The organism is Nocardioides sp. GY 10127, assembly GCF_004919085.1.
Lineage (GTDB): Bacteria > Actinomycetota > Actinomycetes > Propionibacteriales > Nocardioidaceae > Nocardioides.
Window position 1 is genome coordinate 139,757 of record NZ_STGL01000005.1, and the last position, 23,552, is coordinate 163,308.

The 23,552-nt window shown below is 74.5% G+C and carries 17 protein-coding genes; 7 read left to right on the forward strand and 10 right to left on the reverse strand.

Features of this window, described 5'->3' with window-relative positions:
• Positions 1–54: 54 nt before the first annotated feature.
• Positions 55–1,005 carry an AraC family transcriptional regulator gene (locus E8D37_RS07890; RefSeq protein ID WP_136569234.1) on the reverse strand — a complete coding sequence of 317 codons (951 nt, stop codon included), beginning with the start codon at positions 1,003–1,005 and terminating at the stop codon, positions 55–57.
• 292 nt (positions 1,006–1,297) lie between these two features.
• Here E8D37_RS07890 and E8D37_RS07895 point away from each other — a divergent pair, with 292 nt between their 5' ends.
• From E8D37_RS07895 to E8D37_RS07905, 3 genes are read left to right on the forward strand one after another with little or no spacing between them, the layout of a single operon-like run.
• Positions 1,298–2,524 carry a cytochrome P450 gene (locus E8D37_RS07895; protein WP_136569235.1) on the forward strand — a complete coding sequence of 409 codons (1,227 nt, stop codon included), beginning with the start codon at positions 1,298–1,300 and terminating at the stop codon, positions 2,522–2,524.
• Entirely contained in the window at positions 2,524–3,600 is a 1,077-nt protein-coding gene (locus E8D37_RS07900) for a 2Fe-2S iron-sulfur cluster-binding protein (protein ID WP_206055638.1), read from the forward strand. The genes E8D37_RS07895 and E8D37_RS07900 overlap by 1 nt, the downstream gene beginning before the upstream one ends.
• A 2-nt stretch (positions 3,601–3,602) precedes the next feature.
• Positions 3,603–3,890, forward strand: coding sequence for an EthD family reductase (locus tag E8D37_RS07905; RefSeq protein WP_136569236.1), 288 nt, complete (start codon positions 3,603–3,605; stop codon positions 3,888–3,890).
• A gap of 18 nt (positions 3,891–3,908) precedes the next feature.
• On the opposite strand, the gene E8D37_RS07910 is transcribed toward E8D37_RS07905, so the two are convergent.
• A complete protein-coding gene (locus E8D37_RS07910) occupies positions 3,909–4,796 on the reverse strand; it encodes a Cof-type HAD-IIB family hydrolase (protein WP_206055639.1) in 888 nt (295 codons plus the stop codon).
• Positions 4,797–4,903: 107 nt separating this feature from the next.
• The gene (locus E8D37_RS07915; RefSeq protein ID WP_136569237.1) at positions 4,904–6,283 is read right to left on the reverse strand and encodes an NAD-binding protein; all 1,380 of its coding nucleotides are present in this window, start codon (positions 6,281–6,283) and stop codon (positions 4,904–4,906) included.
• A 225-nt stretch (positions 6,284–6,508) separates the two neighbouring features.
• Between E8D37_RS07915 and E8D37_RS07920 the strand changes: the two genes are divergently transcribed.
• Positions 6,509–7,441, forward strand: a complete 933-nt coding sequence (locus E8D37_RS07920) for an SMP-30/gluconolactonase/LRE family protein (protein WP_206055640.1) — start codon at positions 6,509–6,511, stop codon at positions 7,439–7,441.
• Positions 7,442–7,488: 47 nt separating this feature from the next.
• Positions 7,489–9,366: a glycoside hydrolase family 3 N-terminal domain-containing protein gene (locus tag E8D37_RS07925; protein WP_136569238.1), complete on the forward strand. Its 1,878-nt coding sequence runs from the start codon at positions 7,489–7,491 to the stop codon at positions 9,364–9,366.
• 166 nt (positions 9,367–9,532) lie between these two features.
• Here E8D37_RS07925 and E8D37_RS07930 read toward each other — a convergent pair whose 3' ends face one another.
• Genes E8D37_RS07930 through E8D37_RS07950 form a run of 5 tightly spaced genes read right to left on the reverse strand, consistent with a single transcriptional unit; the run spans position 9,533 to position 15,001 of the window.
• Positions 9,533–10,585, reverse strand: a complete 1,053-nt coding sequence (locus tag E8D37_RS07930) for a cyclase family protein (RefSeq protein ID WP_240770273.1) — start codon at positions 10,583–10,585, stop codon at positions 9,533–9,535.
• Positions 10,582–11,799 (reverse strand): alpha/beta fold hydrolase, encoded by a 1,218-nt coding sequence (locus tag E8D37_RS07935; RefSeq protein ID WP_136569239.1) that lies wholly within the window; start codon positions 11,797–11,799, stop codon positions 10,582–10,584. Before E8D37_RS07935 ends, E8D37_RS07930 begins: the two co-directional genes overlap by 4 nt.
• Positions 11,800–11,855: 56 nt before the next feature.
• Positions 11,856–12,839, reverse strand: coding sequence for a fumarylacetoacetate hydrolase family protein (locus tag E8D37_RS07940; RefSeq protein ID WP_206055641.1), 984 nt, complete (start codon positions 12,837–12,839; stop codon positions 11,856–11,858).
• An 11-nt stretch (positions 12,840–12,850) separates the two neighbouring features.
• Entirely contained in the window at positions 12,851–13,813 is a 963-nt protein-coding gene (locus tag E8D37_RS07945) for a VOC family protein (RefSeq protein ID WP_136569597.1), read from the reverse strand.
• A gap of 57 nt (positions 13,814–13,870) precedes the next feature.
• Positions 13,871–15,001, reverse strand: a complete 1,131-nt coding sequence (locus E8D37_RS07950; protein WP_136569240.1) for an FAD-dependent monooxygenase — start codon at positions 14,999–15,001, stop codon at positions 13,871–13,873.
• A gap of 160 nt (positions 15,002–15,161) precedes the next feature.
• On the opposite strand from E8D37_RS07950, the gene E8D37_RS07955 reads away from it, so the two are divergent.
• Together E8D37_RS07955 and E8D37_RS07960 are read left to right on the forward strand one after the other, a co-directional pair.
• Positions 15,162–16,130 (forward strand): LysR family transcriptional regulator, encoded by a 969-nt coding sequence (locus tag E8D37_RS07955; protein WP_240770274.1) that lies wholly within the window; start codon positions 15,162–15,164, stop codon positions 16,128–16,130.
• 143 nt (positions 16,131–16,273) lie between these two features.
• Positions 16,274–17,527, forward strand: coding sequence for an MFS transporter (locus tag E8D37_RS07960; RefSeq protein WP_136569242.1), 1,254 nt, complete (start codon positions 16,274–16,276; stop codon positions 17,525–17,527).
• Between the two features lie 122 nt (positions 17,528–17,649).
• On the opposite strand, the gene E8D37_RS07965 is transcribed toward E8D37_RS07960, so the two are convergent.
• Together E8D37_RS07965 and E8D37_RS07970 are read right to left on the reverse strand one after the other, a co-directional pair.
• Complete coding sequence (locus tag E8D37_RS07965) at positions 17,650–18,549, reverse strand: SGNH/GDSL hydrolase family protein (protein ID WP_240770275.1); 900 nt, start codon at positions 18,547–18,549, stop codon at positions 17,650–17,652.
• Between the two features lie 171 nt (positions 18,550–18,720).
• On the reverse strand, positions 18,721–23,544 hold the full coding sequence (locus E8D37_RS07970) for a PKD domain-containing protein (RefSeq protein WP_136569243.1): 4,824 nt from the start codon (positions 23,542–23,544) through the stop codon (positions 18,721–18,723).
• Positions 23,545–23,552: the final 8 nt, after the last annotated feature.

Below are 23,552 nucleotides of genomic sequence, written 5' to 3' on the forward strand. Positions count from 1 at the left end.
GCGCGCACCGGCGCTCGGGGGGCACTCCGCGCGCGACCGCGGGCCTGCGAGGGCTCAGCCGCGAGCCTGGGAGGGCGGGCAGCCGTAGCGGCGGCGGTGGGCGGCGGCGAACCGGCTGGCGGACGAGAACCCCCAGCGGGCGGCCACGTCGGAGACGGTGGCGTGCGGGTCGGCCCGCAGGTCGGCGGCCGCCCGGACCAGCCGCACCTCCACGAGGTAGTCGCCGGGGGTGGTGCCCAGCCAGGTGCGGAACGCCTCCTGGAGCCGCCGCACCGACACCCCGGCCACCTCGGCCATCGCGGCGGCGGTCCAGGCCCGGGCGGGCTCGTCGTGCAGGGCGTCCACCACCCGCCGGACGTGCCTCGGCTGGGCCGGCCCCGCGGACGCGCCCGGGCCCGCGCCGTCCGGGAAGACCGTGAGCAGCAGGCCGCTGGCGAGCGCCCCCGCGAGCTGCTCGCGCACGACGTCCGCCTGGGCGAAGAGGGACGGCTCGCGCAGGTGCGCCGCCAGGCTGAGCGCGAGCTGGCGCCAGGCGCGCCCGGGGCCGTCGTCGAGCGAGAGCTGGTCGGGCAGGCGGCCCCGCAGGTGCATCCGGTCCAGGCCCACGACCCGCTCGGCCTGCGCCTCGAGCCAGCCGGCGTCGAGCTTGACGCCGAGCACGGTGCAGGTGGCGTCCCAGTGGGTGATCCGCGAGGGCACGTCGGCCCGGAAGACGGTGGCCTGGCCCGGCATCGAGACCAGGCCACCGTGCCGGGCAGTGCTGGCGAGGTGGCCGGTGAGCGGGAGGTTCACCTCGTAGGACGCCGGGTAGTCGCACTCGATCGCGACGTCGGCTCCCCAGCCGACCTGCCCCACCACGACGGGGCCGAGGTCGAGCGACGCCAGGGTCAGCCGCGGCTCCGGGCCGCCGCCGAGCACCTGGAGCCGGTGCGGGAAGTAGACCTGCGCGACCGCCTGGCTGGCGCGGCCCCAGTCGGGGGCGTCGGGTCTCGGCCGCACAGGCATGCGCAGAAGGTACATGAGACCTGGGTCACACATCAGCCGCGCAATCGGTACCTTCCCGGCGTCATCGGTGTCGCCGGACGCGTCCGGGCGCTCCTACTTTCAGCGCACCGAGCCACCCTCGAGCCGCTCTCGAGCCGGCTCCCCGGCCTCGTCCAGAGGCCGGACGAGCGTCCCGCCCGCCGTCCTCACCCGGGCCCGACCCGCGCCCCGCGCGCACCGACCCGCGCCCACCGAACCGCGCCCACGAGACGTCGACGACCGCCGACGACCGCGCCGACGAAGAGGAGTCACCATGACCACCACGCAGCAGCCCGCCGAGCTCGCCTGGCTCGACGACATCACCATGACCGAGCTCGAGCGCAACCCGTACCCGGTCTACGAGCGGCTGCGCCGCGAGGCGCCGCTGGCGTTCGTCCCGGTGCTCGGCGCCTACGTGGCCTCGACCGCGGAGATCTGCCGCGAGGTCGCCACCAGCGCGTCCTTCGAGGCGATCATCCCGCCCGCAGGCGGCCGCACGTTCGGCCACCCGGCGATCATCGGCGTCAACGGCGACGTGCACGCCGACCTGCGCAGCATGGTCGAGCCGGCGCTCCAGCCGATGGAGGTCGACCGCTACGTCGACGAGCTCGTCCGGCCCATCGCCCGGCAGTACCTGGAGAAGTTCGAGGACGCCGGCCGGGCCGAGCTCGTCGCGGACTTCTGCGAGCCCGTGTCGGTGCGCAGCCTGGGCGACCTGCTGGGCCTGGAGTCCGTGGACTCCGAGACCCTGCGCCGCTGGTTCGCCCAGCTCAACCGCAGCTTCACCAATGCGGCCGTCGACGAGAACGGCGACTTCGCCAACCCCGAGGGCTTCCTGGAGGGCGACCAGGCCAAGGCCGAGATCCGGGCCGTGGTCGACCCGCTCATCGACCACTGGATCGAGCACCCGGGCGACTCCGCGATCAGCCACTGGCTGCACGACGGGATGCCCGAGGGGCAGACCCGCGACCGCGAGTACGTCTACCCCACCATCTACGTCTACCTGCTGGGCGCGATGCAGGAGCCGGGCCACGGCGCCGCGTCCACGATCGCGGGCCTCTTCACCCGGCCCGCCCAGCTGGAGGAGGTCGTCGACGACCCGACGCTCATCCCCCGCGCCGTCTCCGAGGGCATGCGCTGGACGTCCCCGATCTGGTCGGCCACCGCCCGGATCAGCAAGGAGCCGGTCCACCTGGCCGGGCTGGACCTGCCCGCGGGCACCGTCATCCTCCAGTCCTACGGGTCGGCCAACCACGACACCGGGCTCTACGACGCCCCGTCCGAGTACGACCTCCACCGCCCGCCGCTGCCCCACCTCGCCTTCGGCGCGGGCAACCACGCGTGCGCCGGCATCTACTACGCCAACCACGTCATGCGGATCGCGCTGGAGGAGCTCTTCGAGGCCATCCCGAACCTCGAGCGGGACACCGAGCACGACGTGGACTTCTGGGGCTGGGGCTTCCGCGGCCCGACGTCCTTGCACGTCACCTGGGAGGTCTGATGCCGCGGGTCAGCGTCGGGCCGAGCAGCGTCGAGGCCCCGCCGGGCCAGAGCGTCCTGGAGTCCCTGCTGCGCGCGGGAGTCTGGATGCCGAGCTCCTGCAACCAGGGCACCTGCGGCACGTGCAAGGTCCGGGTGCTCTCGGGGGCGGTCGACCACCGCACGTCCCCGCTCGAGACGCTACCGCAGGAGCAGCGGGACGCCGGCCTGGCACTGGCCTGCCAGTCCCACCCCGCCGGCGACGTCGAGGTGGCGCCCGCCGGGCCCGCCTCGGCGGGCGCCGGCGAGGTCCGGACCCACCCGCTGCGCGACCTCGTCGCCCGGATCACCGGCCTCGAGGACGTCGCCACCGACACCCGGCGCGTCCTGCTCTCCCTCGACGAGCCGCTCGCCTTCAGCGCGGGCCAGTACGTCGAGCTCGAGGTGCCGCGCACCGGCGAGCGCCGCCAGTTCTCCCTGGCCAACACCGCCACCGAGGACCGGGTGCTGGAGCTGCACGTGCGCCGCGTCCCCGGGGGCGCTGCCACCGACCGCTGGCTGTTCGCCGACGCGGCCTGCGGCGACGAGGTGCGGCTGACCGGGCCGCTCGGCGACTTCCGGGCGCCCGAGGAGGAGGCGGACGACGGCGCGCCGCTCGTCCTGCTCGGCGGCGGCACCGGCCTGGCACCGCTGCTCGGCATCGTCCGCACGGCCCTCGAGCGCCACCCCGACCGCGAGGCGGTGCTCTACCACGGCGTCCGCTACGCCTCCGACCTCTACGACACCGAGCGACTGGTCGACCTGGAGCAGCGCTTCGCGAGCTTCCGGTTCGTGCCGGTGCTCTCCCGCGAGGAGACCCGCGCCTACCGCACCGGGTACGTGACCGACGCCTTCCTGGCGGACGTCGCCTCCGCCCGCGGCTGGACCGGCTGGCTGTGCGGCTCGCCCGCGCTCGTCGAGTCCGGGGCCGCGGCCTTCAAGCGGCGGCGGATGGCGCCGCGGCTGATCCACCGGGAGAAGTTCACCGCCGCGGTCCCGGCGGCGCCCGGCTCTCCCTCCGAGACCCTCACCAGCCCACTCACCAGAACAGGAGCCTGACCATGGCCACCCTCACCGTCCTCTACGGCACCCCGACCGACGCCGACGCGTTCCGCGCCCACTACGAGCAGGTGCACGCGCCGCTCGCCCTCGCCCTGCCCGGCGCCAAGGACCCGCGTTGGTCGCTGGACGTCTCGACCCTGGCCGGCGAGACCGTCCACGCGATCTTCCAGGCCGACTTCGCCGACGCCGACTCGCTCGACGCCGCGCTGGCCTCCCCGGAGGGTCAGGCCGCGCAGGCCGACGTGCCGTCCTTCGCCACGGGCGGCGTCACGATCCTCGTGTCCTGAGCCCGGCGGCGACCGGGCTCAGGCGAGGCGGTCGAGGAGCTCCTCGAGCACGGTGAGCACGCCGTGGTCGCGGAAGGAGGGGGCGCGGTAGGCGGCTACCTCGACGACGTCGGGGTGGGCCTCGGCCATGGCGAAGGACAGCTCCGCGGCCTGGAGCATCTCGAGGTCGTTGAGGTAGTCGCCGAACGCGGCGGTCTGGGCGGGGGTCACCCCGAGGGACTCCTGGAGGGCCCGGACCGCGACGCCCTTGTTCGCCCCCGGCGGCATGAGATCGACCCAGTGGTGGCCGGACACGACCACCTGGTGCGGGTCGCGGTGGTGCAGGAGCCGCGGGGCGGTGCCGTCCTCGACGTCCACGAAGTCGTAGACCGCGACCTTGACGATCTCGTCGACGATCCGGTCGGGCCCGCCGCTGCCGTCGACCACCGAGCGCAGGTCCTCGACCGCGGTGAGCCGCGCGTAGTAGCGCGACGCCTCGTCCCAGAACGCCGGATCGGTGCGGGAGACGTAGGCCGACTCCTTGCCGCACACGACCACGCCCAGGTCGTGGCCCTCCGCGGCGAGCCCGTCGAGGGTCTCCAGGACGTCGAGCACGAACCCGGCCTCGAGCGTCGAGGCGCTGATCACCTGGCCGTCGCGGACCACGAGGCAGCCGTTCTCGGCGACGAAGACCATGCCGTCGGCGACGCGCTCGAACAGCGCGGTGAGCGTGTGCAGCTGCCGGCCGCTGGCGGGCGCGAACACGACCCCGGCCGCGCGCAGCCGCTCGATGAGGCCCCAGGTGCCCTCCGGGACCTCGCCGTCCGCGTCGAGCAGCGTGCCGTCCATGTCGACGAGCACCAGGCGCAGGTCCAGCGGCGCGTCGGGCAGCGTCAGGGCAGGGGCGGGCGGCTGTGTCGGGGTCACGCCCCCATCCTGACGACCGCACCGGCTTCGCGACGAGTCGCCGGCGCGAGACCTGCCCCACCCGGGTGCGGGCGGGGCGGGCGGGGCCGCCGGTCCAGGGGTTCGGCTCAGGGGGACGTCGTCCCGTGCCCGCAGTCCGCGCGGGGCAGCTCGAGGTCGCGCGGCACCCCCTCGGCGTCCACCTGGACGATGCCGCCGCGCGTGGCCACGAGCCGACCCGGCGCCGCCTCCCGCAGCGCGAGCACGACCCACGCCGCGGCGAGGTGGACGACGTCCCGCGTGCGCCCCACGGGGAGCAGCGAGCGGGTCTCGGCGATGGCCTCCTGCTCGCCGGCGCGCAGGACGACGGGCAGCGCCGGCTGCACGGCGCTCGCGGCGACGGCCACGGCCACGTTGTCCAGGTCGTCGGAACCGACGGCCGCGAGGGCGCGGGCGGTGTCGACCCGCACCCGCAGGAGCGTCGAGCGGTCGCCGCCGTGGGCGGTGACGACCGGGACGCCGAGCGCCTTGGCGGTGCGCAGCTGGACGGCGTTCCGGTCGCGCTCGACCCCGAGGACGGGCACCCCGATCCGCAGCAGCTCGGCGGCGAGCCGCAGGCCGACCTGCCCCATCCCCACCACCACCACGTGCCGGCGGCGCGGGGCGGCGTTGCGGCCCCAGATGCCGACGAGCCGCGGGCCGAGCATCCGGTCGACCAGCCCGGCGGTGAACGTGGCCGCCAGCATGATCGTGGTGAGCATGGCCAGCCCCGCGAACACCGCGTACGCGGGCTCGGCCCCCTCGGCGGCCGGGCCCACGGTGGCCACGACCCGCGAGGCCTCGAGGAACGAGTCGACCGGCGGGTGGTGGCTGAGCACCAGCCAGGTCCAGTCGGCCAGCAGCACCGCCACGAGCCCGTGCAGCCCCAGGAGCATGAGCCGGGTCCCGGTGTCGTGGACCCGCCACGACGGCAGCACCCGCCGCCACGGCACCGGGTGGCGGATCGCGTGCCGCTCCAGCCGCACCCACGGGCCGCCGTCCGGGCCCGGGTCGGCGCGCACGGCGTGCACCGCCTCCCCGTCCTCGTACCAGGCGGCGAGCACGTCGGGCCCGAGGCAGGGCCCGGCCAGGCTCGCCGCCGCGATCTCGGCGGGCGAGGTCACCCGCGCCTGGGGCAGCAGGGTGCGCAGCCGCTCGGAGACGGTGCGGTCGAAGATCGTCACCACCAGGCGGACGCGGGGGTCCAGGTGCGCCACCGCCAGGGCGTAGCGCAGGGCCGCGGCGTCCCCGCGCACGGCGATGACCACGCCGGACGGCGCGGCCCGGAGTGCCTCGACGAGCGCCCGGTCGTCGGGTGCCGCGAGGTGGCGCACGCGGGTGCCGCCGCTGGTCAGCGCGCCGCAGACCCGGACCGCCACCGCGGCGTCCCCGATCACGAGGACGGGGCGGGTGGGCTCGCTGGGCTCGGTGGGGCCGGTGGCCGGCGGGGGCTGCGGGGTGCTGGTCATGTCGCCTCCGGCGTGGGTCGGACGTCGGGCGGTGCGGCGGCTGCCACGCGCGAACCGGCATCGTGACGGCGGGCACCGGCGTCCGGCTATCGGAATCACGCGGGTGGCGCTGCGCCATCGTGACTGCGCCCTCGTGGCTGCGCCCGCCGGACCGCGGCCTCGTGACTGCGGCCCGCGCCGCTGCCCGCTGCGCGACCGCCCCCGGCCGCGCGGCAGGATGGCGAGGTGCCCGACCCGCTCATCGAGACCACCGCCCGCCCTCTCACCGCTGTCGTGACCCACCACGGCGAGGGACCGGTCCGGGACGACGCGGGCACGCTGCGCTGCGTCGACCTGCTGGCCGGCGACGTCCTCACGTTCGGCGACGACCCCACCTCCGACGACCCCACCCCCGACGACCGGCCTCCCCGGCTCGCGCCCGTCGACCGCCTGCACGTCGGCGACGTGGCGGCGCTGTGGCGCCCGCGCGTCGGGGGCGGGGCGGTGGTCGCGGTCGAGCGCGGCGTCGTCCTCCTGGACGCCGAGGGTCGGACCGAGCGCGAGGTCACGGTCTTCGAGGACGACTCGCTGCGGATGAACGAGGGCGCCTGCGACCCGTGGGGCCGGCTGTGGATCGGCTCGATGCCCTACTCCGAGGACCGGCCCGACGGCGTCCTGTACCGGGTGGACGCCGACCTCACCGTGACGCCGGTGCTCGACGGGCTCACGATCCCCAACGGGCTCGCGTGGTCGGCCGACGGCTCGGTGGCCTACCACTCCGACAGCCCCACCCGCGTGGTCTCCCGGCTCGTCGTGGACGCGGCGGGCTCGCTGGTCTCCCGGGAGCCGTGGCTCGACCTCGACGCCCTCGGCATCGCCGGCTACCCCGACGGGCTCACCGTCGACACCGCGGGCGGGGTGTGGGTGGCGCTGTGGGGCGCGGGCTCGGTGGTCCGCTTCGCCGACTCGGGCTCCGGCGTCCGAGCCACCCACCGCGTGTCGGTGCCGGCGTCCCAGACCTCGGCCGTGGCGCTGGGGTCCGGCTCGACGTCTCTGGCGATCACCACCTCCGCCAAGCTGCTGCCGGCCGAGGGCCCCGGCCACGAGCCGCTGGCCGGCGCGCTGTTCACCGCCGAGGCGCCCTACCCCGGCGTCCCGGTGCGCGCCTTCGCCGGCTGAGGAGCGCCCGCGCATGTGAACGCGCACATGACAGGCAGGATGTCCCCGTGACGAGACTTCCCCTGCAGCACCTGTCCGACGGCACCGCGTGGCGCGACCTCAACGGCAACGGCGTCCTCGACCCCTACGAGGACCCCCGGCTCAGCCCCGAGGAGCGCGCGGACGACCTCGTCGGCCGGCTCAGCCTGGCGGAGAAGGCGGGCCTGCTGTTCCAGTCGATGATCGACACCACGGCGCCCCGCGCCTACGACGAGCCGAGCATGTTCGGCCTGCCCACGCACCGCGCGATGCTCACCGAGCTGATGCTCAACCACGTCAACGTGCTGGGGCTGCCCGGCGCGGCCGAGGCCGCCGAGTGGATCAACGGCCTCCAGGAGCTCGCGGAGGCCACCCCGCACGGCATCCCGATGACCATCTCCTCCGACCCCCGCCACGGCGTCACCCACAACCTCGGCATGGCCCTGGCCGCCGACGGGTTCAGCGCCTGGCCCGAGACGCTCGGCCTGGCCGCGCTGGCGCTCGGCACCGGCGACGAGAAGGTCGTCGAGGAGTTCGGCGCGCTCGTCCGCGAGGAGTACCGCGCCGTCGGCATCGGCGCGGCGCTGCACCCGCAGATCGACCTCGCCACCGAGCCGCGCTGGGGCCGCCAGCTCCAGACCTTCGGGCAGGACCCCGAGCTCACCACCCGCCTCGTCGCCGCCTTCCTGCGCGGCCTCCAGGGTGACGAGCTCGGCCCCGACTCCGTGGCCGCCACCACCAAGCACTTCCCCGGCGGCGGCCCGCAGAAGGACGGCGAGGACCCGCACTTCCCCTACGGCACCGACCAGGTCTACCCCGGTGGCCGCTTCGCCGAGCACCTCGAGCCCTTCCGGGCCGCGCTGGAGGCGGGGACGGCGGCCGTCATGCCGTACTACGCCAAGCCGGTCGGCCTCGTCCTCGACGGCGAGCCCGTCGAGGAGGTCGCCTTCGGGTTCAACAAGCGCATCGTCACCGGCCTGCTGCGCGAGGAGCTGGGCTTCGACGGCGTCGTCGTCACCGACTGGGGCCTGGTCACCGACCTCGTCGCCGGTCCGCTCACCCTGCCGGCCCGCGCCTGGGGCGTCGAGCACCTCACCCCCGTCGAGCGGGTGGCGCGCATCCTGGACGCCGGCTGCGACCAGCTCGGCGGCGAGTTCTGCCCCGAGCTGGTGCTCGAGGCCGTGCGCACCGGGCTGGTGAGCGAGGAGCGGCTCGACGTCTCCGTGCGCCGGCTGCTCCTGGTCAAGCTGCGCCTGGGCCTCTTCGACGACCCGTTCGTGGACCCGCAGGCCGCCGCGGGCGTCGTCGGCTCCCACGCGGACGCCGGGCGTCGGGCCCAGTCGGAGTCGGTGGTCGTGCTGGAGACCGGCCCGACCGGTGATCAGGCCGGCGACCCGGCCGGCGAGGCGGTCCTCCCGCTGCGTCCGCACCGCAAGGTCTACGTGGAGGGCGTCGCCCCCGAGGCCGTCACGGCCGCCGGGCTCGGCACCGTCGTGGACGACCCGGCCGAGGCCGACCTGGCCCTGGTGCGCGTCGGCGCCCCGTTCGAGCCGCGCAACCAGTACTTCCTCGAGGCCATGACCCACCAGGGCTCGCTGGACTTCCCCGAGGAGGTCGTGGCGCACCTGGCCGAGCTGGCGGGCTCCTGCCCCGTCGTCCTCGACGTGCACCTGGACCGCCCCGCGATCCTTACGCCCCTGCTGCCGCACCTGGCGGCGCTGACGGTGTCGTTCGGCACCGGCGACGCCGCCTGGGTCGACGCGCTCACCGGCCGCACCGCGCCCCGCGGCCGGCTGCCCGTCGAGCTGCCGCGGTCGATGGCCGCCGTCCTCGCCGGCGACTCCGACGTCCCCGGCGGCACCGAGGACCCGCTCTACCCGTTCGGGTTCGGCCGCGACCTGGGCTGAGGCTGCACGGGCGGTCGGTGCGCCGGGACGTCATACGTCTGAGGGACTGGACGTCCGCCCCGTATGACGTCCCGGTGGGCCCGCCGCTGACGTCATACGTCTGAGGGACTGGACGTCCGCCCCGTATGACGTCCCGGCCGCACGCCCGGGCCGGCGGCGGAGCCCCTCAGCGCAGCGCGATCGGGTTCAGCGGGGCACCGACGGCGCCGGTCACGCGCAGCGCGCCGGCGACGAGCAGGAACTCCCACCGGCCGTCGGCGGCACAGGCGGCCGAGAGGGCGTCGAGGTCCCACATCTCGCCGATGGTGAGGCCCATGTTCGGGATGCACACCTGGTGCAGCGGCTGGAACGCCTCGTCGAACTCGTTGGGGCGCACCTCGAAGCCCCAGGTGTCGGTGGCGACCGCGGCCACGTCGTGGGCGTGCAGCCACCCCGCGGTGGTGAACGACAGCCCGGGGGCCGCGCCCCCGGCGTAGCCGCTCCAGCCCTGGCCGGCCGCGACCGACCGACGGGCCCGCGCCATCTGGCCGGTCCGCACGAGCAGCAGGTCGCCCGGCTGGATCTCCACGCCCTGCGCCTTCGCGGTGGCCTCCAGGTGGGCCGGGGTGATGGCGAACGCGTCCGGCAGCTCGCCGACGGCACCCTCGGCACCCTCAGCACCCTCCGCCGCCTCGCCGACCACCCGGCCGACGTCCAGCAGGACGCCGCGCCCGGCGATCAGGTCGGCGGTGTGCTCGATCCCGGTCACCAGGTCGCCGAGGGACGTGACCACGGACTCGGCCGGCCGGCCGTTCCAGGCCATGCCCCGGTCGAAGATGTGCCCGAGGCCGTCCCACTGCGTGGCGCACTGGAGCGGCATGGCGATGACGTCGTCCGCCCCGCCGATCCCGTGCGGGAAGCCCTGGATGCCGGTGACCGCGTCGGTCCCGGTGTCGAGCATCGTGTGCACGGGGTTGGTCCGGCGACGCCAGCCGGTCTGCGGGCCGTCCATGTCGAACGACATGGACAGCGAGATCGACTCGCCCGTGCGCACGAGGCCGGCCGCGGCCGCCCGCCGCTCGGGCGTGATCAGGTTGAGGGTGCCGACGCGGTCGTCCTCGCCCCAGCGCCCCCAGTTGCGCACCTGCTCGGCGACCTGGGCGATCGCGCCCGCCGGGTCCGAGCGGTCGTAGGGGAACTCGTCGGGGCGGGCGAGCGTCGGCTCGTCCAGCACGCTCACGCCTGCGCCCCGGAGCCCAGCGCGCCCGAGCCCAGCTCGGCGAACGTGTCGGCCACCCAGTCGGCGATGTAGGTGACGACGTGGGGGAAGTGGTCGAGGCCGATGTGCTCGGTCGCGCCCTCCGCGGGGGTGAACACCCGCAGCTCGCGCTTGGGGCTGTTCACGGCCTGCTCGTACTGGCGGTGCGCGAGGGCCAGCGGGATCTGGCGGTCGTTCTCGCCGTGGGCGACGAGGACCGGGCAGGTGATCTGCTCCATGACGCCCTCGAGGTTCACGGCCTCGGACTTGGTGATGAAGGTGTCGAGGTCGGTCTCGCCCCACACCCACAGGACGTGGTCCCAGTAGTGCGGCACGGGGTTCTCGCCCTCGCGGTCGAGGCGGCGCTTCTGCACCGCGCCCCAGTCCTGGTTGGCGCCCCACGCCACGCACAGCGCGAGCCGCTTCTCGAAGGCGGCGGCGCGCGGGGCGTAGTAGCCGCCGAGCGACCAGCCGACGACGCCGATCCGGTCGGCCTGCACGTCCTCGCGCTTCTCCAGCCAGTCCACGCACGCCGCGGCCCAGGCCTCGGTGTCCACGCGAGCGGTGAGCCCGCGCAGGCGCAGGGCCTCGCCGGCGCCGGGGCAGTCGACCATGAGCGCGGAGATGCCGCGGGCGGCGAGCTCGGTGTGGATGCCGGAGCCGATCATCATCTCCTTGGTGGAGTCCAGGCCGTTCCACACGATCATCACCGGGGTCGGCTCACCGGCCACGGACGCGTTGTGGAAGTAGGCCGGCAGGCTCGTGAGCGTGCCCTCGGGCTGGCCGTCGGCGGGCCCCGCCAGGTAGGGGATCTCGACCTTCGTGGTGGGCTGGTCGAGCAGCTCGAAGCTGCGCACGAGCAGGTCGACGCTGCGCTGGTACTCGTCGTTGCGCGAGAGGTCCTTGGCGGACTGCATGCGCTCGGCCTGGGAGACGTAGACGCTCGCGCGGAAGAACTTCTGCCCGGCGGTGCGGCGGTGACCGGCCTTCTCGGCCTCGACCGCCTGCTCCTCCAGCTGGTCGGCGACGGCGCGCCAGGCGGCCATGAAGTCCTTGGTGCCGACGTCCGAGCCCTGGGCGGCGAGCTCCTTGAGCGGCCGGCAGGCGCGGTCGACCTCGTCGATCGTGCCACCGGAGTTCAGGGTGGCGACGACCCCCAGGTTCCAGACGTAGTTGCCGGGGAAGTACTCGAACATCGTGCGCTCTCTCTCGTGCGGTGGTGCGGCTCAGGGGTGGTGGGTCGGGGGTGGGCTCAGCCGGCGGCCGGCTGGGCAGGGGCCCGGTGCCGCTCGGAGGGCCGGAACGCGGGCAGCGGCGGCGGCTCGGGGGCGGAGGCGATCGTCGCCGTGAGCGAGCCCAGCCGCTCGACGGTGAGGGTGACGACGTCCCCGTCGACCAGCGGCGGCGGGTCCTGCCGCCCCGCGAGGCCCCACAGCTCGGCCAGGCAGCCGCCGTGGCCGAACGTGCCGGAGCCGAGGACGTCCCCGCTCACCACGCGGGAGTCGCGGGAGGCGTAGGCGATCATCGCCTCGAAGCTCCAGCCGCAGTTGGCGAGCAGGTCGCGACCGACCTCCACGCCGTTGATCTCGACGGTGCCCACGAGCTCGAGGAACCCGTCGGCGTCGCGGCGGTCGGCCACCTCGTCCGGCGTGACGATCCACGGGCCGAGGCTGGTGGCGAAGTCCTTGCCCTTGGCGGGGCCCAGGCCGACCTGCATCTCGCGGCCCTGCAGGTCGCGCGCGGACCAGTCGTTCATCACGAGGAAGCCGAAGACGTGGTCCGCGGCCTCCTCGACGCTCAGCGACGTCCCCTCGCCGGTCACCACGACCGCCACCTCGAGCTCGAGGTCGCGCGCGCGGCTGGCCGCCGGGAACGGCACCGCCTCGTCCGGGCCGAGGAGCCGGTGCGGGTTGGTGAAGTAGAAGGTCGGCGCGTCGTACCAGGCGTCCGGCACGCCCCCCGTCCCCTCGATCGAGCGGCGCACGCCCTCGACGTGCTCCTCGAAGGCCACGAAGTCACGCACCGAGGCCGGCTCCAACGGCACCTGGAGCCGGAGGGTCGAGAGCGGGACGCCGGGCCGGGCCAGCGCGGCCTCGGCGAGCCGGCGGGCCGCGGGCAGACCGGCGGCGACCACGTCGCGCATGGTCGTGCCCGCCTCGAACGGGTGGAGGTGGTCGTCCTCGACGACGCCGACGAGCAGGTCGTCGACGCCGTCGAGCGCGGTGGCGAGTCGCACCGGGCGCCGCCTCAGACCGGCGGGGCGACGAAGACGCCGCGGTCCGGGTCGTTGAACGACTCGCGGGCGACGAGCTCGTTCATCGGGTTGGCGGTGCCCCACTGGTCGGTGACCTCGGGGTTGGAGAAGTCGTAGACGTGCGGGTGCCAGGTGTCCTCGTCGAGCAGCTCGAGCTCGGTCGTGTACTCGAGCGTGTTGCCGTGCGGGTCGAGGAAGTAGGTGAAGGTGTTGTTGCCCGCCATGTGACGGCCGGGGCCCCAGATCTTCTGCACGCCCGCGCGCATGAGCCGGCCGGAGCCGCGCATGTACTCGTCGATGCCGCGCATCTCGAAGGACGCGTGGTGCAGCGCGACGTGCGGGCCGCGCGCGATCGCCATCGAGTGGTGCTGCGGGTTGGTGCGCATGAACCACATGACCTCGCCCATGTGCGGGGAGGAGAGCGTGTCCGAGAGCGCGAAGCGCAGGTGCTTCTCGTAGAAGGCGACGGTGGCCTCGGGGTTCGGGGAGTTCACCACGACGTGGGAGAGCTTCACCGGCACCGACTCGCCCTCCTCGACCTTGCGGTGCTGCCGCACGGCGACGTCGGAGGAGATCTCGATCGTCCGGCCGTCCACGTCGAAGAACCGGAAGCCGTAGCCGCCGCCGGGCGTCTGCAGCTTGTCGGGCTCGCCGACGAGCTGGACGCCGTCGCGGCCGAGGCGCTCGGCCATCTCGTCGACGTCCTCGGCGCACGCGACGCCGAAGGAGATGAGGTCGAGGCGCTTCTCGTCGGCCTTGCGCAGCCGCACCGAGTACTGCTCGGGGCTGCCGGCGGCGGCGAGGAAGGCGATGCCCTCGTCGGTCGTCTCGGGGTCCAGGCCCCACATGGTCGTGTAGAACTCGAGCTGCTTGTCGTAGTCGGGGACGGCGAGGTCCACGTGGCGCAGGTGGGTGACGAGGCGTCGGCCCAGCTCGTCGGTGGGCGCGTTGATCATGTCGGTCACGGCGTGCTCCTGGGGAAGGTCAGCGGGTCAGGGGTCGGCGGGAGAGGCTCAGGGACGCTCGGCGAGCAGCGCCGAGATGCGGCCCATGAGGCCGGGGACGTCGCCGCGCTCGTGCGCGAGCAGCCAGTCGCCCAGCTGGACGGAGGCGGCCACCACCTCGGCCGCACGCGGGAGGCGGCGGGCGTGGAAGGCCGACCACAGGGCGTCGTCCACCTCGTCGCGGTCGAGCAGCAGCTCGGCCAGGACCACGGCGTCCTCGAGCGCCTGGGCGGCACCCTGGGCGATGGTGGGCGGGCAGGTGTGCGCGGCGTCGCCGATGAGGACGGCGCGGCCGCGGTTCCACGGCTCGGGGAGCACGTGGGTCTCGAACCAGGTGTAGTTGACCCGGGAGGCGTCGGTCATGACCTCGCGGATGTCGTCCCACGGGCCGTGGTAGCTCGAGGCGAGCTCGCGCATGACCTCCAGGCCCTCCTCGGGGGAGAGGCCGGAGCGGTCCTGCGCGTCCTCGACGACGTAGGCGTAGAGGGAGTCCTCGCCGGTGGGGCAGTAGCCGGCGATGTAGCAGCGGCCGCCGTAGACGAGGTCGGTGCGGGTGACCGAGGCGGGGCGCGGGGCGAAGACGCGCCAGATGCCCATGCCGGTCGCACGCGTCTCCAGCTCGACGCCGAGGGCGGAGCGGACCGCGGAGCGGATGCCGTCGGCGCCGACCAGCAGGTCGTAGCGGCCCGAGGAGCCGTCGGAGAACTCGACGTGCACGCCGTCCTCGTCCTGGCTGATCGTGGTGAACGTCGTGCCCAGGCGCAGCTTGGCGCCGGCCTCGACCGCGCGGTCGACCAGGATGCGGGCCAGGTCGGGGCGGTACATGCCCATCGTCGCGGGCAGGTCGGGCCCGCCGGTGCGGATCTCCTCGAGCTCGGCGACCAGCGTGCCGGCCGGGTCGGGGGCGCGGATGCCGAGGCTGTCGAAGGAGTAGCCCAGCTCGCCGCAGGCCTCCCAGACGCCGAGGTCGCGCAGCACGCGCAGGGCGTTGCCCTGGATGGTGATGCCCGAGCCGAGGGCCGAGACGTCGGCCTTCGCCTCGACGAGGTCGACCGAGACCCCACCCTCGGCGAGCAGGATCGCGGTGGCGGCACCGGCGGCACCGGCTCCCACGACGAGGACGGAACGGACGGCGGACATGGGGACCTCCGGGGACGAGGAACGGTGACGAACGACAGGGTCGGGACGGGCCGAGAGCCTGTGACCTGGCCCACTGTGAAGGACCAGAAGCCATCACGGAACCCACAATCTCCAATCGACACCATCGACAGCGTCGATACCTTCGTCCATGCTTGGCCCCGTGGCCACCACCGCGCTGACGAACCTCGACCTCAACCTGCTGCTCGCCCTCGAGGCGCTGCTCGCCGAGCGCAACGTGACGCGCGCGGCCGCCCGCCTGGGCCTGAGCCAGCCGGCCGTCTCGGCCTCCCTGGCACGGCTGCGCCGGCACTTCGGCGACGAGCTGCTCCACCGGACCGGCAACCGCTACGAGCTCACGCCGCTCGCCGAGCAGCTGGTCCCGCGCGTGGGCAGCGCGGTGTTCGGCGTCCAGCGGGTCTTCGACACCACCCCCGCCTTCGACCCCACCACCACCGAGCGCGAGTTCACCCTCCACCTCAGCGACTACGCCCTGGCGATGCTCGGCGGACCGCTCACCAGCCTCGTCTCCACGCGGGCACCGGGCGCCCGACTGCGCTTCCGCCCGAACAACGCGGCGACCGTCGACCACGCCTTCGAGGCGCTGCGCGGCGTCGACGGCATCGTCGTGCCCCCCGGCTTCCTCGCCGAGCTGCCCAACCTGCCCCTCTACGAGGACGGGTGGACGCTGGTCGTCGACGCGCACCACCCGGTGCCCGAGGGCGGGCTCACGCTGGACGACCTGGGCCGGCTGCCCTGGGTGACCACCTACCACGAGCGGACGGCGGTGGTGACCGTCGAGCGGCAGCTCCAGATGATCGGCGTCGAGGTGGACGTCCGCGTGGTCGCCGACTCGTTCCTCGCGCTGCCGTTCCTCGTGGCGGGCACCGACCACGTCGCCGTCCTCCCCTCGACCCTGGCGCGGACGCTGCAGCACGCCGCCCCCGTCCGCCTGGTGCCGTGCCCGTGGGACCCCGTGCCGCTGACCGAGTCCCTGTGGTGGCACCCGAGCCACCGCGCCGACCCGGCCCACGCCTGGCTGCGCTCGCAGCTGCAGGAGGCGGGCCGCACCGTCACCGACCAGCAGCGCTCCCACCCGCCGACTATCGACACCGTCGATACCCGCCCCTAACGAGATCCATTGGCGCGCGGGCGCCTCGCGCCACCACCCTGTCTCCACGTGACCCGGGTCACGTCCGACGGGGACCTTCGCCCCGCTCTCGAGGAGGACGTCCGCCCGGCACCCATCGACGCACTCTCCCGAAGGGGCCACTCATGTCCACCACCCGTCCCGCCTCCGAGGCAGGCGCTGCCGCGGCCACGCCCGGCACCCGACCCGCGGGCCACCGCCACGGCGCGCTGCTCATGGCGATCAGCTGCCTGCCGGTGCTCGGCGCGGTGCTGCTCGCCCCCGTCCTCCCGGCCATGCAGGACCACTTCGCCGACACCCCGGGGGCGGACGCCCTCGTGCCGATCACCCTCACGGTCCCGGCGCTCATGATCGGCCTCACGGCGCCGTTCGCCGGCCGCATCGTCGACCGGTTCGGACGGCTGCGCCTGCTCGTCGGCGCCCTGCTGGCCTACGCGGTGCTCGGCATGGCCCCCCTCGTGCTCGAGCCGCTGCCGGCCATCGTCCTCTCCCGCGCGGGCGTGGGCCTCACCGAGGCCGCGATCATGACCTGCTGCACCACGCTCATCGCCGACTACTTCGCCGGTGCCGACCGCGACCGCTGGCTCGGGCTCCAGACCGTCACCACCGCGCTCGCGGCGACCGTCTTCTTCGGCCTCGGCGGCGGCCTGGGCTCCATCAGCTGGCGCGCCCCGTTCTGGCTCTACGCCTCCAGCCTGATCTTCGCCGTGCTCACGCTGGCGATGCTGCCCAAGGTCCGGCCCGCCGACGGGAGCGACCCCAAGCACCCCGCTCGCGAGCCCGAGGCGACCACCCCGGAGGCCGCCCTCCCGCCGATCCCGTGGGCGAAGCTGCGCGTGCCGGTGGCCGTCACCTTCTTCGGCGGCATCGTCTTCTACACCCCGATCGTGGAGCTGCCCTACGTCCTCGACGGCCTCGGGGTCGACGCGACCTCCACCATCGGCGCCCTCGCGGCGCTGGCCTCGCTCGCGACCGCGATCGGTGCGGCGTCCTTCGGCCGGCAGTCGCGTCGCGGCACCCGCGTCCTGCTGCCCGTGGCGCTGGGCCTCGCGGGTATCGGTCTCGCGGGCCTCGGCCTGGCCCCGTCCGTCCCGCTCGCCGCCGTGGCCGCCGTGGTCGCCAGCGCCGGCACCGGCCTGCTGCTGCCGACCCTCATCACCTGGGCGATCTCCGGTCTCTCGTTCGTCGAGCGCGGCCGCGGCACGGGCCTGTGGACCGCCGCCCTCTTCCTCGGTGAGTTCGTCTGCCCGCTGCTGGTGCTCGCGCTCGCCGCGGCCGCCGGCGGCACCGGCCTGGCCGTCAGCCTCGTGGGCCTGCTCGCGCTCGTCCTGGCCGTCGCCAGCCGTGCCCTCGTGCGGCCCGCCGCGGCTGCTGCCTGAGCCCCACCGCTCCGCCTGACGACGTCCCGTCACGGCCGGCCCTCGCGCCGGCGGTGGCGGGACGTCGTGCGTCTGAGGGAGTGTGCGTCCGCCCCGTATGACGTCCGCGGGGGCGAGCAGCCTCAGGAGAGGCCGAGGGTCCGGCGGGCCTGGTTGGCCATCTTCCGCTCACCGGTCGCGTTCGGGTGGACGATGACGGGGTTGGTCCCGAGGACGACCGGCTCGACCCAGCGGGTCCCGACCGGCTGGCAGGCGTCGTGGCCGTCGGAGATCACGCCCATGTCGACGAAGGTCGCCCCGGTCGCCGCGGCCGCGCGCGACACGGCGTCGTTGAGGACGCGCTGGAGGGTGCGCAGGTACGGCACGTCGCCCTCGGCGACCGGCATCTGCGGGAAGCAGCCGCCGGTGCGCGGCATGATCCACGGGTAGCCGATGATCGCGACCTGCGCGTCGGGCGCCGCCGCCTGCACGTCCGTGAGCGCGTGGACGAGGCTCGGGTAGGTGACCCGCCGGATCGTCCGCACGAACTCGTTGCCGTACCTGTCCTTGCAGGGGCTGCCGGTGCCGGCGGTCGAGAGGCCCGCGGCGCCGCAGGACGCGATCGCCCCCACGAACACGTTCGAGTCGTTGCCGCCGATCGTCATGGTGACCAGGTCGACGCCCTCGACGGCGGTGAGCGCGTCGAGCTGCGGCGCGACGCCGGGGTACTGCGACGCGGTGAAGTGCGAGGTCTCGGCCGCCCCGCACGAGACGTCGACCAGGTCGGCGTCGAGCTGCCCCGCGAGCACGTGCGGGTAGTTGCGCAGCGAGCGCAGGCACTCCGGCGGCGCCGTCGGGTCGAGGGGCAGGACGCCGGTGGCGGCCGAGTAGGAGTCCCCGAGCGCGACGTAGCGCAGCGGGTCCACGTCCGCCGCGGACGCCGGCGCCGGGCCGAGGGGCGCGAGCAGCGCCAGCCCGGCGGCGGCCGAGGCCAGCGCGGTCGACACGAGCGCGAGCAGGGGACGGGGACGGATCGAGCGCACGGGACCTCCCGAGGACGGCGTGTTGACACTCGTTCAACGACGCCCGGTGGCCGGGGTGACGCCCGGCCCGCGGCCACCGCCGCAGCAGGGCCGGCACCCGCACGCACAGCCCGGCCGCCCTCCCGAGGGAGAGCGGCCGGGCTGGGGCGCCTTCTGGTCAGCCGACCCGCCTCACCAGGCGACGTAGTCCACGAACCCGCGGCCCGTCACCATCCGGATCACCACGGTGTGGCGTCCCCGGCCCAGGCCGGTGAAGGTCCGGGTCGAGCCGAACCGCACCGCCTTGCCGGGCCCGGCGAAGGACACGGTCCCGACCCGGTCCCCGTCCACCAGGACGGCGGCGCGCCCGCCGCTCGCGCTGCGGCCGGTGGCCAGCACGAGGTCGCCGCCGCTGAACCGGCTGGTCAGCGTCCTGCCCGTGCCCCGCGAGGACGTGGTGGCGCAGTACGTGCCGCCGTCGGCCCCGCGCGCCTGGACCTGCTTCCAGCCGCCGCGCCGGGTCGTCCGGTCGGTGCCGCACTGGGCCAGGTCACGGACGAGGACCCGGGCCGTCGCGGTGCTCGACTCCCCGTCGGGGTCGGTCACCGTCAGCCGCACCAGGTGCGAGCCGGGCGTGCGCCAGCGGGACTTGACCACGGAGCCGGTGGCGTCCTGCCTGGTCCCGCCGTCGCCCAGGTCCCAGGCGTAGGTGAGGCCGTCCGGGTCCTCCGCGTCGGTCGAGCCCGTGCCCCGCAGGGTCAGCCGGTGGCCCTTGAGCACCACCCAGCCGCGCGCCCCGATCCGGGCGGTGGGCGGGGTGTTGGTGTTCGGCTCCACCGAGTCCGTCGGGTCCGGGGAGCCGGTGGACGTCACCGTCGCCGTGGAGGTCGCGGTCGTCGTCGCCGTGGCGGTCGTCGTCGCCGTCGCCGTCGCCGTCGCCGTCGCGGTGGCCGTGGCCGTCGCGGTGGCCGTGGCGGTGGCGGTGGCCGTCACCGTCGCCGTCGGGTCGCCCGACGGCGTCCCGGAGCCACCCGTCACCACGACGTCCACGGTGTCGGTGGCGCTCGCCCCGTCGGGGTCCGTGACGGTGAGGGTCGCGGTGAAGGTGCCGGCGGCGGGGTAGGTGTGCGTCACCTCGGCACCCTCGGCGTCCTTGCTGATCCCGTCGGCGTCGTCGAAGTCCCACGTGTACGTGAGGTCGTCCGGGGTCTCCTCGTCGTCACCGGTGCCGGTGAACGTGAAGGAGGTGGACGTCGTGCCGGTGCCGGGGTCGACGGCGGCCGAGGCCGTCGGCGGGGTGTTGGTGGGCAGCTCGACGTCGCCGTAGCCGTAGTCGAAGGTGCCGCACCCGTCGCCCAGGGTGAAGCGCACGTCGCCGGTGAGGTCGCCGTCGGACGTCGTGGGGCCGACCCCCTCGCCGCTCATGTCGAGCACGTCGAGGGCGAGGCAGCCGTACCCGAACTCCCAGTTCCCGGAGGCGCTGGTGGGGTCGGTGTAGTTGTCCACCCACGGGTCGGCCGGGTCGTCGGAGAAGGACGAGTCGCCGACCGCCGCCGTGAAGGCCGCGTCGTCCAGGTCCGGCGTGATGTCGCCGGCCACCGGCTGGGAGTCCAGCGGCGACTGCGCGGGCGCCCCGTCGGTGCCGACGTTGCCGTAGCCGTGGCTCTCGTCGGTGTAGGAGAGGTAGAGACCGGCGGCGAAGCCCAGGGCGTCGCGGTCGTTCTCCCCGTGGCTGTCGGCGTCGAACCCGGAGCGGTCGCGCATCTCCAGGTAGTAGGCGTGGTCGGCGCTGGCCTCCGCGGTGGAGTCGACGTAGGACCAGCCGGCCGAGCAGGTGGAGGAGACGGCCAGGTCGCTCTTGCAGCCGCCGTTGAAGAACCGGTAGTCGTCCGGGCCGCCGTCGCTCTCCAGGTCGGTCGTCAGGAGCGTCCGGCTGCTGCCGTCGGGCAGGGTGGCGACCACCGAGAGGTCGTCGATGAACCAGCCCGGACGGGCCAGGCCGGCGTCCGTGACGTAGGCGAACCGGAGCGTGCCGCCCTCGACGCCGGCGAGGTCGGAGACGTCGTAGGAGTCGGTGATCCACTCGGGGTCCGGGTAGGAGTCGAGCGTGCTGTCCAGCAGCTCGGTGCCCGCGGCGTACGAGCCGGAGCTGCCCGTGATGCCGTTGGAGTAGGTCGTCTGGCAGCCGATCGCCTGGGCGTTCGTGGTGCTCGTCGTCCCCTCCTGCGAGGCGTGCGAGGTGTAGGTCGCGCCCCCGTCCGTGGTGGTCATGACGTAGCCGTAGTCGTAGTTCCACTCGATGTCGAAGGACGACTTGAAGGACGCCTCGACGGTGCTGCCCTCGGGCAGGTCGGCCAGACCGGGGACCACCACGTCGAGGTTGTGCCCCGACGCGTCGGGGACGCAGCCGAACTCGTTGCCCGAGCCCGAGTACCAGGCGTGGGTGGCCGAAGCGCCCTCGCCGGTGGCGAAGTCGTCGTCGCTGATCAGCCGGCGGCCGGGCAGCTTGGCCACGTACATCTCCGAGTTGTGCACCCCGGCGCCGGTGAGCGTGTACGGCTCCCCGTCGCGGGTCCGCCACGTGATCGTGTGGGTGTCCTGCTTGGAGTCGGTCATGCCGCGCACGGTGGTGCTGGCGTCCAGCACGGAGGGCACGACCCAGCCCAGCTCCTGGCGCCCGTAGGCGTCGATGTCCTGGGACTTGTCGGTGGCCATCAGCGTCCAGTCGCCGTAGGTCTCGCGGCCGTCGGAGCTGATGGAGTAGAAGTCCGGCAGGCCGAGGCTGTGGCCGTACTCGTGGGAGATCACGGACGCCTTGTCGATGGCGGTCTCCGGGTTCACGTTGTACGGGCCGATCCGCACGTGCACCGGCAGGCCGGTGTCCTCGGTGGTCTGCGTCGTCCACGTGTCGTCGGTCCAGAAGAGCGGGTTGCCCTCGAGGTCGGTGAGCTGGTCGTCGGTGGCGAAGCCGGGCAGGCCGGTCTCGGGGTCGGTGTAGCTGTACTCGAGCGAGGACGAGTGGGGCCACACGTTGTCGTAGGGCAGCGCGTCCTGCGGGTCGTCGGTGCAGGCGCCGAGCTGGCTGGCGCCGTTTCCGCCGCAGCCGGCGAACACGACCATGAGGAAGTCGACGACGCCGTCCTTGTCGGTGTCGTAGTCGTTGTAGTCGATGTCGGGGTCGGCGATGGCCGCGGCGTCCAGGACGAGCTTGCCGGTCGAGCCGCAGCCGGAGTCGATGTCCATCAGGGCGCCGACGCCGGCCAGGGAGGCGACGACCGCGGAGCCGAACTTGTCGGAGCCGTAGTACCCGGTGGTGCCGGGCAGCTGGTAGAAGCCGTCCTCCACGCGGTCGGGGTAGAGCGCCGAGCCGTAGACGGAGTCGCCGAGGTCGGCGTAGGTGAAGCCGGTGCAGGTGCCGGCGGGGTCGAGCGTGGTGAACGGGTAGTCGGCGTCGCCGAAGCCCGCCGTGGCCACGCCGGCGGACGGCACCGTGCCCTCGGGGAACAGCTGGCCCAGCGACATCTCCTGGTACAGGTTGAACGTCGAGCCGACGACGTCCGCGCTGTTGATCTTCTCCGCCAGCTCCTCACCGGAGTTGTCGGCCAGGTGCTTGCGGTCGCTGTAGTCGACCGGCAGCACCGGGAACGGGCGGTCGCCGTAGCGCGCCGAGTCGTAGGTGCCCGAGGGCGGGATGACCTTGGGGCCGTGGCTGGTGGAGGTGCTCGACGCGGTGCCGCTGTGCAGGACGGCGGTGGTCGAGAGGTCCTTCCACACCAGCTCGGGGTCGCGGACGAGGGTGTACGCGCGGCTCTCCAGGACCAGCGTCGTCACCGACGGGGTGGTGCCGGACGCCGCGGGCAGGCTCGGGATCGTCCAGTGGACCGTCCCGCCGGAGATCGAGGCGGAGGTCCCCTGCGGGGCGCGGGTGGAGGTGTAGGTCGCGCCGTCCGGGGAGGGCACGGTCACCGTCACGTCGGACGCGGCCTCGCCGTAGTTGCGCACCACCAGGCGGGACGGATAGGTCTCGCGCGGCTTGACCCAGCCGACGGAGGAGACGAAGGAGTTCTCGACGGTGATCGCCGCGTCCGCGGGCGCCTCGGCGGCCACCACGTGACCGTCGGTGCCGGCCGTCCCGGCCGCCCACCCGCCGGAGCCACGCAGGACCCGGGTGTCGGTCCAGGACGCGTCGACGACCGCGACCGCGACGGTCTCGCGGTAGCCCTCGTCGGCGCCCGGGTCCAGCGCGCTGGTCGCGGAGGCCGGCACGGCCACCGAGAACGCCCCGGCCGCGTCGGCCGTCTGCGGGGCCGAGGTCCACAGCGCGTCCCCCGCGGCGTCGGAGACCACCACCGCGAAGGACGCGCCGGCGGCGTCGACGTCGGTCGCGTCCGCCCCGCCCGCGTCGTGCGCGACCAGGCTGCCGGTCACGCTGAACGCCTCGCCCGGCGCGGTCGCCGACCCGGCGTCCACGTCGGCGACGAGGGCGTTGAGGAAGAACGGGTAGCTGCCCACCACGCCCTGGTCGTCGCTCACGCGCAGGGTCACCTGCCCGGCCGGCCAGTCCGCCGTGGGCACCAGGTCGGCCTGGTAGCTGCCGGGGGTGCGGGTGTCGGCGGCGACGTCGACGTCGGCGAACGCGTCCCCCGACTCGTCCACGAGGACGCCGGTCGGCGCGCCCGTCAGCGACGAGGCGCTGAACTCCACGAACCCGCAGTCGTTGCGGTCGAGGTAGGGGTCGTCGGAGACGGCGAGCCCGAGGCCCGTGCAGCTGAGCGCGCCGCCGACCTGGCCGGTCGGGAAGGCGAACAGCGCGAACCCGGAGGCGACGCCGGCGAGGTCGGTGTCGGCCGCGCCGGCGGCCTCCAGACCGCCGACGAGTCCGGCACCGGACAGGCCGGTGAGCGCCACGGTGGCGGACAGCAGGGCGGCGGGGAGCCGTCGGCCGCGCCGGTCTCGACGGCGTCCGGCATCGGGGCCCGGCGCGGGGGGCAGGGGGGCGGGGAGGGGGGTCGTCACCCTCATAC

Coding starts and splice junctions, on each gene's coding strand:
- E8D37_RS07890 (WP_136569234.1), bottom strand. CDS start 1,005: ATGCCTGTGCGGCCGAGACCCGACGCCCCCGACTGGGGCCGCGCCAGC.
- E8D37_RS07895 (WP_136569235.1), top strand. CDS start 1,298: ATGACCACCACGCAGCAGCCCGCCGAGCTCGCCTGGCTCGACGACATC.
- E8D37_RS07900 (WP_206055638.1), top strand. CDS start 2,524: ATGCCGCGGGTCAGCGTCGGGCCGAGCAGCGTCGAGGCCCCGCCGGGC.
- E8D37_RS07905 (WP_136569236.1), top strand. CDS start 3,603: ATGGCCACCCTCACCGTCCTCTACGGCACCCCGACCGACGCCGACGCG.
- E8D37_RS07915 (WP_136569237.1), bottom strand. CDS start 6,283: ATGACCAGCACCCCGCAGCCCCCGCCGGCCACCGGCCCCACCGAGCCC.
- E8D37_RS07935 (WP_136569239.1), bottom strand. CDS start 11,799: ATGTTCGAGTACTTCCCCGGCAACTACGTCTGGAACCTGGGGGTCGTC.
- E8D37_RS07945 (WP_136569597.1), bottom strand. CDS start 13,813: ATGATCAACGCGCCCACCGACGAGCTGGGCCGACGCCTCGTCACCCAC.
- E8D37_RS07950 (WP_136569240.1), bottom strand. CDS start 15,001: ATGTCCGCCGTCCGTTCCGTCCTCGTCGTGGGAGCCGGTGCCGCCGGT.
- E8D37_RS07960 (WP_136569242.1), top strand. CDS start 16,274: ATGTCCACCACCCGTCCCGCCTCCGAGGCAGGCGCTGCCGCGGCCACG.